Below are 12,044 nucleotides of genomic sequence, written 5' to 3' on the forward strand. Positions count from 1 at the left end.
TTGTACTTCCTCAATTAAACCAATACGCCGGACTGGCGCATGGCCTGCCGCAGCGGTTCGTGACAGGCGGCACTGAGCCAGGTGAGCGGCAGACGAATACCGTCCGGCATCAAGCCCATCTCGTGCAGGGCCCATTTCACGGGAATAGGGTTGGATTCGATGAAAAGAGTCTTGTTCAGCGGCATCAGGGTCTCGTGGATCGCCCGGGCCTTGGCAGCATCGCCAGCCATGGCCGCGGCGCACATTTGGCTCATGGCCTTCGGCGCGACGTTGGCGGTCACCGAGATATTGCCCTTGCCACCCAGCAGGATCAGCTCCACGGCTGTGGCGTCATCGCCGGAGTACACCAGGAAATCGCTACGTACACCGGCCAGGATGGCCTTGGCACGCTCCAGGTCGCCGGTGGCCTCCTTGATGCCGATGATGTTCTTCACGGTGGACAGGCGGATCACGGTCTCGGCCTGCATGTCGCAAGCGGTGCGGCCCGGCACGTTATAGAGGATCTGCGGGATCTCGACGGCTTCGGCGATGGTGCGGAAGTGCTGGTACAGGCCTTCCTGGGTCGGCTTGTTGTAGTACGGGGTCACCAGCAGGCAGGCATCGGCGCCGGCGATCTTCGCATTGGTGGTCAGTTCGATCGCTTCGCGTGTCGAGTTGGCGCCGGTGCCGGCGATTACCGGGATGCGCCCCGCCACCTGGTCGACTACCCGACGAATCACCTCGATGTGCTCATCGACGTCCAAGGTCGCCGACTCGCCAGTGGTGCCGACCGCCACGATGGCGTTGGTGCCCTCTTGCAGGTGGAAGTCCACCAGTTTGCTCAGGCTGTCCCAGTCGAGATTCCCCTGTGCATCCATGGGTGTGACCAGTGCCACCATACTGCCCGCAATCATGCAACCGCTCCTGCCGGAAAAAGAGAGCGGTAATGGTACTGGCGCCAAGTTCCTTGCACAAGCGAAGTCCCGCACCCTGAGCATTCCCCTGAGCGATGGTTTTCGCTACCCTTCAGCCTTTGATTGCTACTTGATAAGCACATGGGCCGGGTTATCGCCTGCCTGCCGCTTCCCCAAAGCCCCATTCCCGCGTTGCCTGCCTCGATTCCATGGATCCCGGGGCCCGCCACCGGCTTGTGGTCCAGGACTTCGGAAGGCCGCCGGCGACGCTTGCCCGGCCCGGGCTTGTTGAAAGTATCGACCGCTCATCGCTTTAGGAACGCTGCATGTCCACCCCCACAGTTCGCGAACAATTCCTTGTCATCAGTGCCCTCGGCGCCAACCCCATGGAGCTGACCAACGTCCTGTGCCGCGCCAGCCATGAAAACCGCTGCGCCGTGGTGACCTCGCGCCTGACCCGGCACGGCGAGTGCAGCGCGCTGGTGCTGGAGGTCTCCGGCAGCTGGGATGCCCTGGCACGCCTGGAGAGCAACCTGCCCTTCCTGGCCAAGAAGCACGCCTTCACCGCCAACGTGGTGCGCAGCGCGGCCCTGGAGAACCGCCCACAGGCCCTGCCTTATGTGGCCTATGTCAGTGCAGCCTACCGCCCGGACATCATCAACGAGCTGTGCCAGTTCTTCATCGACCACCATGTGGAGCTGGAAAACCTGACCTGCGATACCTACCAGGCACCACAGACCGGCGGCACCATGCTCAATGCCACCTTTACCGTGACCCTGCCCGCCGGGACCCAGATCAGTTGGCTGCGCGACCAGTTCCTGGATTTCGCCGACGCCATGAACCTCGACGCCCTGATCGAACCCTGGCGCCCACAGAACCCCATGTAAGGAATCCCCCATGGCCGTAGCTATCGACCAACCCGTCGCCGATTTCCAGGCCCCCGCCACCAGCGGCCAGACCGTCAGCCTGTCCAGCCTCAAGGGCAAGCAGGTGGTGCTGTATTTCTACCCCAAGGACAGCACCCCGGGCTGCACCACCGAAGGCCAGGGCTTTCGCGACCAGTACAAGGCCTTCCAGGCGGCCAATACCGAGATCTTCGGTATCTCCCGCGACGGCTTGAAGTCCCACGAGAACTTCAAGTGCAAGCAGGAGTTTCCGTTCGAACTGATCAGCGACAAGGACGAGTCCGTCTGCCAGCTGTTCGACGTGATCAAGCTGAAAAAGCTCTATGGCAAGGAATACATGGGTGTGGACCGCAGCACCTTCCTCATCGACAAGGACGGTGTGCTGCGCCAGGAATGGCGCGCAGTGAAGGTCCCGGGCCATGTCGATGCGGTATTGGCCGCAGCCCAGGCCCTGAGCAAGGCCTGAAACCAACGGGGCGGCCGATCAGCCGCCCCGCTTGCATCTGCTCCACCGCTATAGCAGTGGCGCCACCATCGGATCCTTCCTCGGCCAGGCATCCAACACGGCCTTGAACAGGGTGGCCAGGGGAATCGCGAAGAAGATCCCCCAGAAGCCCCAGAGCCCGCCGAACAACAGTACCGCGCAGATGATCGCCACCGGATGCAGGTTCACCGCTCCGGAGAACAACAGCGGCACCAGCACGTTGCCATCCAGGGTCTGGATGATCCCGTAGACCGCCATCAGGTAGATGAACTGGTCGCTCCACCCCCACTGGAACAGGGCGATCAACGCCACCGGCACCGTCACCACCACCGCGCCGACATAGGGCACCACCACCGAGATTCCCACCAGCAACGCCAACAGCGCCGCGTAGTTCAGGCCCAGGGTGACGAAGGCGATATAAGTGACACCGCCACAGATGACGATCTCGATGACCTTGCCGCGGATGTAGTTGGCGATCTGCCGGTTCATCTCATGGGCCACGCGGGTGATCAGCGTCCGCTCCCGTGGCAGGTAGCCGATGACCCAACGACTGATCATGGCCCGGTCCTTGAGGAAGAAGAACACCAGGATCGGCACCAGCACCAGGTAGATCATGATGTTCACCAGCAACGGCAGGCTCGATAGCGAGAACGTCAGAGCCCATTGCCCGAACTTGCCGATCTCGCCCCGCGCCACCTCGATGGCCTGCAGCACTTGCTCGTCGGACACCAAGTGCGGATAGCGCTCGGGCAACAGCAACAATAACGATTGCCACTTGGCAAGCATGCCCGGGAGCTCGTTGAACAAGGTGATCAACTGATGCCAGAGCAGCGGCACCACCACCAGGATGAACAGCAGCAACACTCCCATGAACAGGGCGAACACCAGCCCCACAGCGGCGCCACCCGGCAACCGCAGGCGCTCCAGGCTCACCACCAGCCCCTGCATCAGGTAAGCCAGGACCATGCCCGCCAGCACCGGCGCGAGCATGCCGCCCAGGGTCAGTACGGCAGTGAAGGCCAGGAACAGCAAGACAGCCAGCACCACCGCCTCTTCGTCCGAAAAATAGCGCTGTATCCAGTCGCGTAGCACTTTGAACATCAGTGATCCTTAAAGATGAAAGCGGTGAACGGCGTCAGGCCTTTTTCAACCAGTAGCGATAGACTCCCGCCTCGTCCTCTTCGCGCAGCAGCGTATGACCGGCCAGGCGGGCGAAGGTGCGGAAGTCGCGCTGGGAGCCGGCATCGGTGGCAATGACCTTGAGTACCGCACCACTGGCCAGGCGATTGAGCTCCATCTTGGCCTTGAGCAGCGGCAACGGGCAGTTCAGCCCGCTGGCGTCCAGCTCGGCATCATGGGCGACGGCATCGGTCATGGTGTTACTCCAGAGGTAAATGCAAGGGCGCTAGGATACCCCGAGGGACCAAGCAGCCGATAACCAGCAGGCGCAAAAACCAGCGCGCCAAAGGCCTACAGACGTAGACGCAGTAATTTGCCGAAAAGCACCTTTGTCCCTTCAGAGTTTTCACCACCCTCGTCTGGCTCCCGGACAGGTGTCCAGCTACAGTAGAGCCTTTGTCGATTAAGGCTCTGTGCATGAATTTGTTGCGCCCTACTCTGCTGACGCTCGCTTGCCTGCTCGCCTCACCGGGCTTCGCCGACGACCTGCCGTCACTTGGCGACGCCAGTTCAGCCATTGTCTCTCCACAACAGGAATACCAGCTGGGCCGGGCCTGGCTGTCCTTGCTTCGCAGCCAGGTCTCGCAACTGAGTGATCCACAACTCAAGGACTACGTCGAAACCAGCGTCTACAAACTGGTGGAGACCAGCCAGGTCAACGACCGACGCCTGGAATTCATCCTGATCAACAGCCCCCAGCTCAACGCATTCGCCGCACCGGGCGGAATAGTCGGCGTCAACGGCGGGCTGTTCCTCAACGCCCAGACCGAGGGTGAATATGTCTCGGTGTTGGCCCACGAACTGGCGCACCTTTCCCAGCGCCACTTCGCCCGTGGAGTCGAGGCGCAACGCCGGATGCAGGTGCCGATGATGGCCGCCCTGCTGGCCGGCATCGTGATTGCCGCCACCGGTGCCGGTGACGCCGGGATCGCCGCCATCGCCGGCACCCAGGCCGCGGCTATCCAGGAGCAGCGACGCTTCTCTCGGCAAAACGAGCAGGAAGCCGACCGGATCGGCATCCTCAACCTGGAGAAGGCTGGCTACGATCCGCGCTCGATGCCCACCATGTTCGAACGCCTGATGCGCCAATACCGCTTCGACGCCAAGCCACCGGAGTTCCTCCTGACTCACCCGGTCACCGAGTCGCGGATCGCCGACACTCGCAACCGTGCCGAACAAGCCAAGCCCGGCGGCATCGAGGATAGCCTGCGCTACCAACTGATCCGCGCACGGGTGCAACTGAACTATGAGGAGTCGCCCGGCCTGGCTGCCAAGCGCTTCCGTGCCCAGCTCGACGAAAACCCAAAGAACGACATTGCGCGCTACGGCCTGGCCATCGCCCAGATCAAGGGCAGCCAGTGGAACGAAGCCCGGGAGAACCTCAAGCCGCTACTGGCCAAATCGGCCAATGACATCACCTACAACCTGGCCCAGATCGAGCTGGACATGAACAGCAATCGCCTGCCGGACGCACAGGCGCGAGTGGAGCGGTTGCTCGGCCAGTATCCGAACAATTATCCGCTGCACCAGATCCGGGTCGACCTGCTGCTCAAGCAGAATCGTCCGGCCGATGCGGAAAAGGCTCTGGAAAGCCTGCTCAAGAGCCGCCCCGACGATCCGGACGTCTGGTACCTGGTGGCGGAAACCCGCGGCCTGTCCGGCAACATCATCGGCCTGCACCAGGCACGCGCCGAGTATTTCGCCTTGGTGGGTGACTATGGCCAGGCCATCCAGCAGTTGGATTTCGCCAAGCGCCGCGCCGGCAGCAACTTCCCACTGTCGTCACGGATCGATGCTCGCCAGCGCGAGATGATGGATCAGGAACAGATGATCAAGGACATGATGCGCTGACCCTGGACGGCATAATAAAAAAGCCCGCCTCACAAGAGGCGGGCTTTTTATTGGGCGAGGCCTGGAGCTGGCGAGTTATTCAGCCAGCTTGAAGGTAATGAAGCTGGCTCGTCCCTGGCGCAGTACCCGCATGGAAACCGAGCGGTTCTTCGGCAGCGCCTTGGCGATTTCGGTGAATTCCTTCGTCGAGCTGATCGCCTGGTTGTTCAAGTGAGTGATCACATCGCCGGGCTGCAGGCCGATAAGCGCTGCAGGGCCGTCCTGTACTTCCTTGATCACCACGCCGCCCTTGAGATCAAAGGCTTTCTTCTGTTCCGCGCTGAGTTCGACCACGGCCACGCCCAAGCGGTTGCTGCTGCGCTCGACGCCGGACTTGGACAATTGGCTCAGATCCTTGTCTTCTTCAGGGATAGCGCCGACGGTCAGCTCGACAGTCTTGCGCTTGCCGTCACGGATCACTTCCAGGTTGGCCTTGGCGCCAGCTTTCAGCGCGCCGACCAGATGCGGCAGATCGGCGGACATGACGATCGGCTGGCCATTGAGGCTGAGGATCACATCTCCCACCTGCAGGCCACCCTTGGCAGCCGGGCCATCATCCTGGATCTGCGCGACCAGCGCACCGGCAGGCTTCTCCAGACCGAAAGACTCGGCCAGGTCCTTGTTGACCTCCTGGATCACCACGCCGAGCCAGCCACGGCTGACCTTGCCACCCGCCTTGAGCTGGGAGGAAACGTCCATGGCCACATCGATCGGGATAGCGAAGGACACGCCCATGAAGCCGCCGGAACGGGTGTAGATCTGCGAGTTGATCCCCACGACCTCGCCCGCCAGGTTGAACAGCGGGCCGCCGGAGTTACCCGGGTTGATTGGCACGTCGGTCTGGATGAACGGCACATAGTTTTCGTTCGGCAGGCTGCGACCGATGGCGCTGACGATGCCCTGGGTCACGGTATGGTCGAAGCCGAACGGCGAGCCGATGGCCACGACCCATTGGCCGGCCTTCAGATCCTGGGATTTGCCCAGCTTCAGTACGGGCAAGTCCTTGCCGTCGATTTTCAGCAACGCCACGTCGGAGCGCGGATCGGTACCGACCAGCTTGGCTTTCAACTCGCTGCGATCGGCCAGGCGCACGAGGATCTCGTCGGCGTCGGCGATCACGTGGTTGTTGGTCAGGATGTAGCCATCCGGGGAGATGATGAAACCCGACCCCAGGGACTGGGCTTCACGCTGGCGATCTCCACGTGGAGAACGCTGCTGTGGTGGCATGCCGCGCTCGAAGAACTCCCGCAGCATCGGCGGCAGTCCTTCGAGGTCAGGCATGGGGCCCGCAGAGACCCGGCGATCAGGCAGTTTCTGCGTGGTACTGATGTTCACCACCGCAGGCGATGCCTGCTCGACCAGCTGGGTAAAATCAGGCAGTTCGGCCGCCTGGGCAGAAACGGCCTGCCCAAGCACCAGCACAGTGGCGAGGATGGTGAAGTAGGACTTCAAGCGTGGTATCGACATACGGCTCCCGTTACGACGAGCGTGGTTAAGCGATAGGGAACGAACAGCGCCGACACCAAGCGGGCGGCAGTTTTGTTCCAGGAACGACAAATAAGGTCAGAACCGAAAGGCTCTGACCTATAAAAAAACTCTGGGGATTTTGCAAATGAATTTGCTGGCCAAACATTTCATCTTCTCAATTGTGGAGTAGCCATCACTGACCTCTTGCACAACCAATAAAGCTTCATTGCTTAGCGATAGAGCCTGAACGCATCGACAAGGCAATACGCTCGGCGGTACCGATCGGGATCTCCCCGACTACCGTGACCATCATCTCGCCATCGGGCGTGGTCAGGCGACGCGATACCGCCACAGTGGGCCCAAGCTGGGTCCGGGTGTCGGTGACGGTTGCACCGTTGAGTGGTTCGAGGAATACCGAGAACCGTGCCAAGCCATCGTCATACAGCAGGCTGTTGACCATCACCTTGGTTTCCGGATCCTTGCGGGCACTGCTGCTGGTCAACTCGAAGCCCGGCGGCAGCCAGTCGGAGCGCCAGGTTTGTGCAGCCTTGACTGCCGAAGCCTTGTCGCTATCAAGACTGACAGGCTTGCAGTCGGAGGTGGCCCGCAGCTCGGCATCTCCTGGAACATCGCTGGTATCCAGGCGAGTGAACTGGAAGCGCTCGAGCAGTTGCCCCTTATCGTTGAGCAGTAAGGACTTGAGCGGTAGCCCGGTTTCACGATCCAGGTGCAACTCGAAGCCGTAGCGGTGCTGGTCCTTCGGCGAGACCGAGACGATCACCGCCGGACGCCCTGCCACCCGCGACTTGCCGATGACGGCAAGGTCGTACCAATTCTTGAGTTTCTGGGGATCCAGCGCACGCGCTACGGAGTCGGGAGAATCTCCCAACCCCGCCACCAGCGTGCCACTGACACATTGGGTGCGACCATCGACACGCACTACCTCTTGAGCAGACCCATCGAGCTGGACCAGACGCTCGAGAACCTTTCCATTCTGGACACGATGCCAGATGTTATGGGTAGAGAAACTACCATTACGCTCGTAAACGAAGGTGCCCTGGAAGCTTTGCTGCTGTTCCGCTTGCCCAAGACGCTGCAACCAGTCCTGGGCTTCGTCGGCGTGGGCTGGAACCACGAACCAGCCACTGAGCAGAAGCGAGAGTAGAGGGATGGCGCGCATGATCCTCCTTAGCGGTTTTCCAAGCTTGCCGCACGGGCATAAGGCAATGCGCTTTCAGTGCCTTTGAGTGCAGCTTGCTGGGCATGCTGACGCAGATAGCTGGGCAGACGCTGGTCATGCCAGCCTGGCTGTCCTTGCAATACGCCATTGGCCATGGGACCAGTGGCTTCCGAATTCTCATTGTAGCCGGCCAATACCGCTGGGCCTTTGACCTGTGGCGCGGCCAGGGTGGGCTGGCCAGCCTGCTGAGCCAGCTCGACACCCGCGATTTCATCGTGGTTGTACAAGCGCACCCCCGCCAGGACCGCAACGGTCACCGAGGCAGCTACCGCCAAGCGACCCAGGCTACGCCATGGCCCACGGGACCCCTTGGCAGGCACGGCTTCATCAGCCAGGGCTGCAGAAACGGCAGCGGCGATATCCAGGCGTGGAAGCAGCAACTCCTTGTGCATGGCCGCCCGGGCGATTTGATAACGAGCCCAGGTCTCACGGGTTTCCACTTCGTCGACGGCATTCAATACCCGACGTAATTCCAGTTCGTCCGCTTCGTTATCCATCACCGCGGACAGCGATTCCTGCAGGGCTTCACGACTCATGGCGGTTCCTCTCTTGGCTGTCGCCGCTGTCTCAGGTTTCCTGCAACAACGGCTGCAGGGCTTTATCAATGGCTTCCCGAGCGCGGAAAATCCGGGAGCGCACGGTACCCACCGGACATTGCATGACACTGGCAATGTCCTCGTAACTCAGACCATCGAATTCACGTAAAGTTAAAGCCGTACGCAAATCTTCAGGCAGTTGCTGGATGGTTCGATGGACGGTGCCCTCGATCTCATCCCGCAGCAATGAACGTTCCGGTGATTCGAGATCCTTCAGGCCGTGATCGCCGTCATAGAACTCCGCATCTTCAGAACTGACATCGCTATCCGGCGGCCGGCGGCCGCGTGAAACCAGATAGTTTTTCGCCGTATTGATGGCGATACGGTAAAGCCACGTATAGAACGCGCTGTCACCACGAAAATTACCTAGTGCACGGTACGCCTTGATAAAGGCTTCCTGTGCGACATCCTGGGCTTCATGGGTGTCGTGCACAAAACGCACGATCAACCCGAGAATTTTGTGCTGGTACTTCAGCACGAGCAGATCGAACGCTCGCTTGTCGCCACGCTGAACGCGCTCGACCAGCTGCTGATCCTCTTCCTGGGTTAGCATGAACACTCCTCGATAAGCTCGAAGGAGGCTTGCGCTACTAATCGATCAGGCTTGCAAACATAGACTCGGGCTTTTCGCAAAAGTTCTCCCCCTCCAAGCAAGTTTCCTGCGGGCTCTGATCCGGCACGCACGAAAAACGCAGCGCGGGCAAGGCCGGCTGCGCGAATAATCCTGTCGTCGATTTTCACCCCTGGAAAACAGGCTGAAAACCCTGGATAAAATCGACGCTGTCCCTTCCTTCAGGCAACCTTCTATTGAGTTTGGGGCCTTGGCAAAAGTTCCCAATCTTTATAGCCGTGCCGGACGAAGTTTGTGTAACGCTAAAGAGAAAAACAGCCCTGTGCCCTCGATCGTTCCTGCCAGGCCTGGTAGCGGCCTGAGCCCTGGCTGACCGGGAGCAACGCTTTTGCTCAGCGAAGTCGCACAATGCCATGCAGGCGTGGCTATTGTGCCGCTCCCCCCCTCTATATACTAGTGGGCTGTGTGGCTGCTTTGACTTGCCGATTCAGGCGTCTTGCGCCAACCCCGTCCCGGGTCGCTTTGAGCGGAATCCTTCAAATGAGCCAACAGTTTCAACACGATGTTCTGGTGATTGGCAGCGGTGCCGCCGGCTTGAGCCTGGCCCTGACCCTGCCCAGCCACCTGCGGATTGCGGTCCTGAGCAAGGGCAACCTCGCCAACGGCTCGACCTATCGCGCCCAGGGCGGCGTGGCTGCGGTGCTGGACGACACCGACACGGTCGAGTCCCATGTCGACGACACCCTCAATGCCGGTGCCGGCCTGTGCCACGAAGACGCCGTGCGCTTCACCGTGGAGCATAGCCGCGAAGCGATCCAGTGGCTGATCGACCAGGGAGTCCCCTTCACCCGTGACGAAGAAGCCGGCAACGATGACAACGGCTTCGAATTCCACCTGACCCGTGAAGGTGGCCACAGCCATCGGCGGATCATCCATGCCGCGGATGCCACCGGTGCTGCCATCTTCACCACCCTGCTGGCCAAGGCCCGGCAGCATCCCAATATCGAGCTGCTGGAACAGCGGGTCGCGGTCGACCTGATCACCGAGAAGCGCCTGGGCCTGGAGGGCGAGCGCTGCCTGGGTGCCTACGTACTCAACCGCGCCACCGGTGAAGTCGACACCTTCGGTGCACGCTTCGTGATCCTCGCCTCTGGCGGCGCGGCCAAGGTCTACCTCTATACCAGCAACCCCGACAGTGCCTGCGGCGACGGCATCGCCATGGCCTGGCGCGCGGGCTGCCGAGTGGCCAACCTGGAGTTCAACCAGTTCCACCCTACCTGCCTGTACCACCCGCAGGCCAAGAACTTCCTGGTGACCGAAGCCCTGCGCGGCGAAGGCGCCCACCTGAAGCTGCCCAACGGCGAGCGCTTCATGCAGCGCTTCGATCCGCGGGCCGAGCTGGCGCCCCGGGACATCGTCGCCCGGGCCATCGACCATGAAATGAAGCGCCTGGGTATCGACTGCGTCTACCTGGACATCAGCCACAAACCGCAAGCTTTCATCAAGAGCCACTTCCCCACGGTCTACGAGCGTTGCCTGGAGTTCTCCATCGACATCACCCGGCAGCCAATCCCGGTGGTGCCGGCGGCCCACTACACCTGCGGCGGAGTCATGGTCGACCAGCATGGCCAGACCGACGTGCCAGGCCTCTATGCCATCGGCGAGACCAGCTTCACCGGCCTGCACGGGGCCAACCGCATGGCCAGCAATTCGCTGCTCGAGTGCTTCGTCTATGCCCGCTCGGCGGCGTCCGACATCCTGCGGCAACTGCCGCAGATCGCCTTGCCTATCGCCCTGCCCGCCTGGGATGCCAGCCAGGTCACCGATTCCGACGAAGACGTGATCATCGCGCACAACTGGGATGAACTGCGGCGGTTCATGTGGGACTACGTGGGCATCGTGCGCACCAACAAGCGCCTGCAACGGGCACAGCACCGGGTGCGTTTGCTCCTGGACGAAATCGACGAGTTCTACAGCAACTACAAGGTCAGCCGCGACCTGATCGAACTGCGCAACCTGGCCCAGGTCGCCGAGCTGATGATTCTCTCGGCCATGGCCCGCAAGGAAAGCCGGGGCCTGCACTACACCCTCGACTACCCGCAGATGCTCCCCGAGGCCCAGGACACTATTCTGCAGCCGCCCACCTATCGCGAGCGAACTTGAGCCGCACCCGCAGGCGCCGATGCTCGTCGGCCGCCTGCGCATCCTGCGGGACGCAGACGGAGTGGATCCGGCGCCGGCCCTTCAGGCGAAAACGCAATACCACGATCAACGGCAGCGCCAGGCTATCGGGACACAACTGCACCGCCTGCCAGCCACAGGCGCGGTTCCACAACTGCCAGCCGGCGACACCGTGACGCAGGCGGGTGAAGGCCCGGGGGTGGCTCAACAATATTTGCCGAGGCAGCGCCCAGGCGGCGTGCAACAGGCACAGCGACAGCCCCAGGAGCTTGGCGAAAAGCGGGATATCGAGAAGAAAAACGGCACCCAGGGCGAAAGCCTGGGCCAACAGATAAGCCGCCAGCAGTTGCATGGACGCCCGCCAGCGGCTCTCGAACAGCTTACTTGGGTTGGACACGATCCAGGATCATGCGCACCATGCGCTGCAACTCGGGATCAGGGGATTCGCTGCGCTCCATGAACCAGCCGAACATGTCCTGGTCCTCGCACTCGAGCAGGTTGCGGTAGCACTGGCGATCCGTTTCGTTGAGATGCGGATACACCTCCTTGACGAACGGCACCAGCAACACGTCCAGTTCGAGCATGCCGCGACGGCTGTGCCAGTAGAGGCGATTCAGTTCAACATCTTCAACCATGGA

The 12,044-nt window shown here is 61.4% G+C and carries 13 protein-coding genes; 4 read left to right on the forward strand and 9 right to left on the reverse strand.

What is annotated here, in order from left to right:
• Positions 1-14: 14 nt before the first annotated feature.
• The gene (gene dapA / locus CAG11_RS08860; RefSeq protein ID WP_085596044.1) at positions 15-893 is read right to left on the reverse strand and encodes a 4-hydroxy-tetrahydrodipicolinate synthase; all 879 of its coding nucleotides are present in this window, start codon (positions 891-893) and stop codon (positions 15-17) included.
• Between the two features lie 326 nt (positions 894-1,219).
• On the opposite strand from dapA, the gene CAG11_RS08865 reads away from it, so the two are divergent.
• The gene (locus CAG11_RS08865) at positions 1,220-1,780 is read left to right on the forward strand and encodes a glycine cleavage system protein R (RefSeq protein WP_022642872.1); all 561 of its coding nucleotides are present in this window, start codon (positions 1,220-1,222) and stop codon (positions 1,778-1,780) included.
• Positions 1,781-1,790: 10 nt separating this feature from the next.
• Positions 1,791-2,264, forward strand: a complete 474-nt coding sequence (locus tag CAG11_RS08870) for a peroxiredoxin (RefSeq protein ID WP_053135301.1) — start codon at positions 1,791-1,793, stop codon at positions 2,262-2,264.
• Positions 2,265-2,312: 48 nt separating this feature from the next.
• Here CAG11_RS08870 and CAG11_RS08875 read toward each other — a convergent pair whose 3' ends face one another.
• Both CAG11_RS08875 and CAG11_RS08880 read right to left on the reverse strand, forming a co-directional pair.
• A complete protein-coding gene (locus CAG11_RS08875) occupies positions 2,313-3,383 on the reverse strand; it encodes an AI-2E family transporter (protein ID WP_022642870.1) in 1,071 nt (356 codons plus the stop codon).
• A 34-nt stretch (positions 3,384-3,417) separates the two neighbouring features.
• Positions 3,418-3,657, reverse strand: a complete 240-nt coding sequence (locus CAG11_RS08880) for a sulfurtransferase TusA family protein (RefSeq protein ID WP_007930235.1) — start codon at positions 3,655-3,657, stop codon at positions 3,418-3,420.
• A 221-nt stretch (positions 3,658-3,878) separates the two neighbouring features.
• Between CAG11_RS08880 and CAG11_RS08885 the strand changes: the two genes are divergently transcribed.
• Positions 3,879-5,312: a M48 family metalloprotease gene (locus tag CAG11_RS08885; protein WP_031321103.1), complete on the forward strand. Its 1,434-nt coding sequence runs from the start codon at positions 3,879-3,881 to the stop codon at positions 5,310-5,312.
• A gap of 75 nt (positions 5,313-5,387) precedes the next feature.
• Here the strand turns inward: CAG11_RS08885 and CAG11_RS08890 are convergent, their stop codons facing one another.
• The 4 genes from CAG11_RS08890 to rpoE form a co-directional block, all read right to left on the reverse strand.
• Entirely contained in the window at positions 5,388-6,818 is a 1,431-nt protein-coding gene (locus tag CAG11_RS08890; RefSeq protein ID WP_022642868.1) for a DegQ family serine endoprotease, read from the reverse strand.
• A 223-nt stretch (positions 6,819-7,041) separates the two neighbouring features.
• Complete coding sequence (locus CAG11_RS08900) at positions 7,042-7,998, reverse strand: MucB/RseB C-terminal domain-containing protein (RefSeq protein WP_085596045.1); 957 nt, start codon at positions 7,996-7,998, stop codon at positions 7,042-7,044.
• Positions 7,999-8,006: 8 nt separating this feature from the next.
• Positions 8,007-8,594 (reverse strand): sigma-E factor negative regulatory protein, encoded by a 588-nt coding sequence (locus CAG11_RS08905; protein ID WP_022642865.1) that lies wholly within the window; start codon positions 8,592-8,594, stop codon positions 8,007-8,009.
• A gap of 31 nt (positions 8,595-8,625) precedes the next feature.
• Positions 8,626-9,207 carry an RNA polymerase sigma factor RpoE gene (gene rpoE, locus CAG11_RS08910; protein WP_022642864.1) on the reverse strand — a complete coding sequence of 194 codons (582 nt, stop codon included), beginning with the start codon at positions 9,205-9,207 and terminating at the stop codon, positions 8,626-8,628.
• 558 nt (positions 9,208-9,765) lie between these two features.
• On the opposite strand from rpoE, the gene nadB reads away from it, so the two are divergent.
• Complete coding sequence (nadB, locus tag CAG11_RS08915; RefSeq protein ID WP_085596046.1) at positions 9,766-11,388, forward strand: L-aspartate oxidase; 1,623 nt, start codon at positions 9,766-9,768, stop codon at positions 11,386-11,388.
• On the opposite strand, the gene CAG11_RS08920 is transcribed toward nadB, so the two are convergent.
• Together CAG11_RS08920 and CAG11_RS08925 are read right to left on the reverse strand one after the other, a co-directional pair.
• Entirely contained in the window at positions 11,351-11,803 is a 453-nt protein-coding gene (locus tag CAG11_RS08920; RefSeq protein WP_085596047.1) for a protein YgfX, read from the reverse strand. The two genes, nadB and CAG11_RS08920, sit on opposite strands and share 38 nt — an antisense overlap.
• Complete coding sequence (locus tag CAG11_RS08925) at positions 11,787-12,041, reverse strand: succinate dehydrogenase assembly factor 2 (RefSeq protein WP_022642859.1); 255 nt, start codon at positions 12,039-12,041, stop codon at positions 11,787-11,789. Before CAG11_RS08925 ends, CAG11_RS08920 begins: the two co-directional genes overlap by 17 nt.
• Positions 12,042-12,044: the final 3 nt, after the last annotated feature.

It is taken from the genome of Pseudomonas sp. B6(2017) (genome assembly GCF_002112765.1).
Lineage (GTDB): Bacteria > Pseudomonadota > Gammaproteobacteria > Pseudomonadales > Pseudomonadaceae > Aquipseudomonas > Aquipseudomonas piscis.

What these genes read in the sequence shown, in the direction of transcription:
- dapA (WP_085596044.1), bottom strand. Translation starts at nt 893, where the DNA reads ATGATTGCGGGCAGTATGGTGGCACTGGTCACACCCATGGATGCACAG.
- CAG11_RS08865 (WP_022642872.1), top strand. Translation starts at nt 1,220, where the DNA reads ATGTCCACCCCCACAGTTCGCGAACAATTCCTTGTCATCAGTGCCCTC.
- CAG11_RS08870 (WP_053135301.1), top strand. Translation starts at nt 1,791, where the DNA reads ATGGCCGTAGCTATCGACCAACCCGTCGCCGATTTCCAGGCCCCCGCC.
- CAG11_RS08875 (WP_022642870.1), bottom strand. Translation starts at nt 3,383, where the DNA reads ATGTTCAAAGTGCTACGCGACTGGATACAGCGCTATTTTTCGGACGAA.
- CAG11_RS08880 (WP_007930235.1), bottom strand. Translation starts at nt 3,657, where the DNA reads ATGACCGATGCCGTCGCCCATGATGCCGAGCTGGACGCCAGCGGGCTG.
- CAG11_RS08885 (WP_031321103.1), top strand. Translation starts at nt 3,879, where the DNA reads ATGAATTTGTTGCGCCCTACTCTGCTGACGCTCGCTTGCCTGCTCGCC.
- CAG11_RS08890 (WP_022642868.1), bottom strand. Translation starts at nt 6,818, where the DNA reads ATGTCGATACCACGCTTGAAGTCCTACTTCACCATCCTCGCCACTGTG.
- CAG11_RS08900 (WP_085596045.1), bottom strand. Translation starts at nt 7,998, where the DNA reads ATGCGCGCCATCCCTCTACTCTCGCTTCTGCTCAGTGGCTGGTTCGTG.
- CAG11_RS08905 (WP_022642865.1), bottom strand. Translation starts at nt 8,594, where the DNA reads ATGAGTCGTGAAGCCCTGCAGGAATCGCTGTCCGCGGTGATGGATAAC.
- rpoE (WP_022642864.1), bottom strand. Translation starts at nt 9,207, where the DNA reads ATGCTAACCCAGGAAGAGGATCAGCAGCTGGTCGAGCGCGTTCAGCGT.
- nadB (WP_085596046.1), top strand. Translation starts at nt 9,766, where the DNA reads ATGAGCCAACAGTTTCAACACGATGTTCTGGTGATTGGCAGCGGTGCC.
- CAG11_RS08925 (WP_022642859.1), bottom strand. Translation starts at nt 12,041, where the DNA reads ATGGTTGAAGATGTTGAACTGAATCGCCTCTACTGGCACAGCCGTCGC.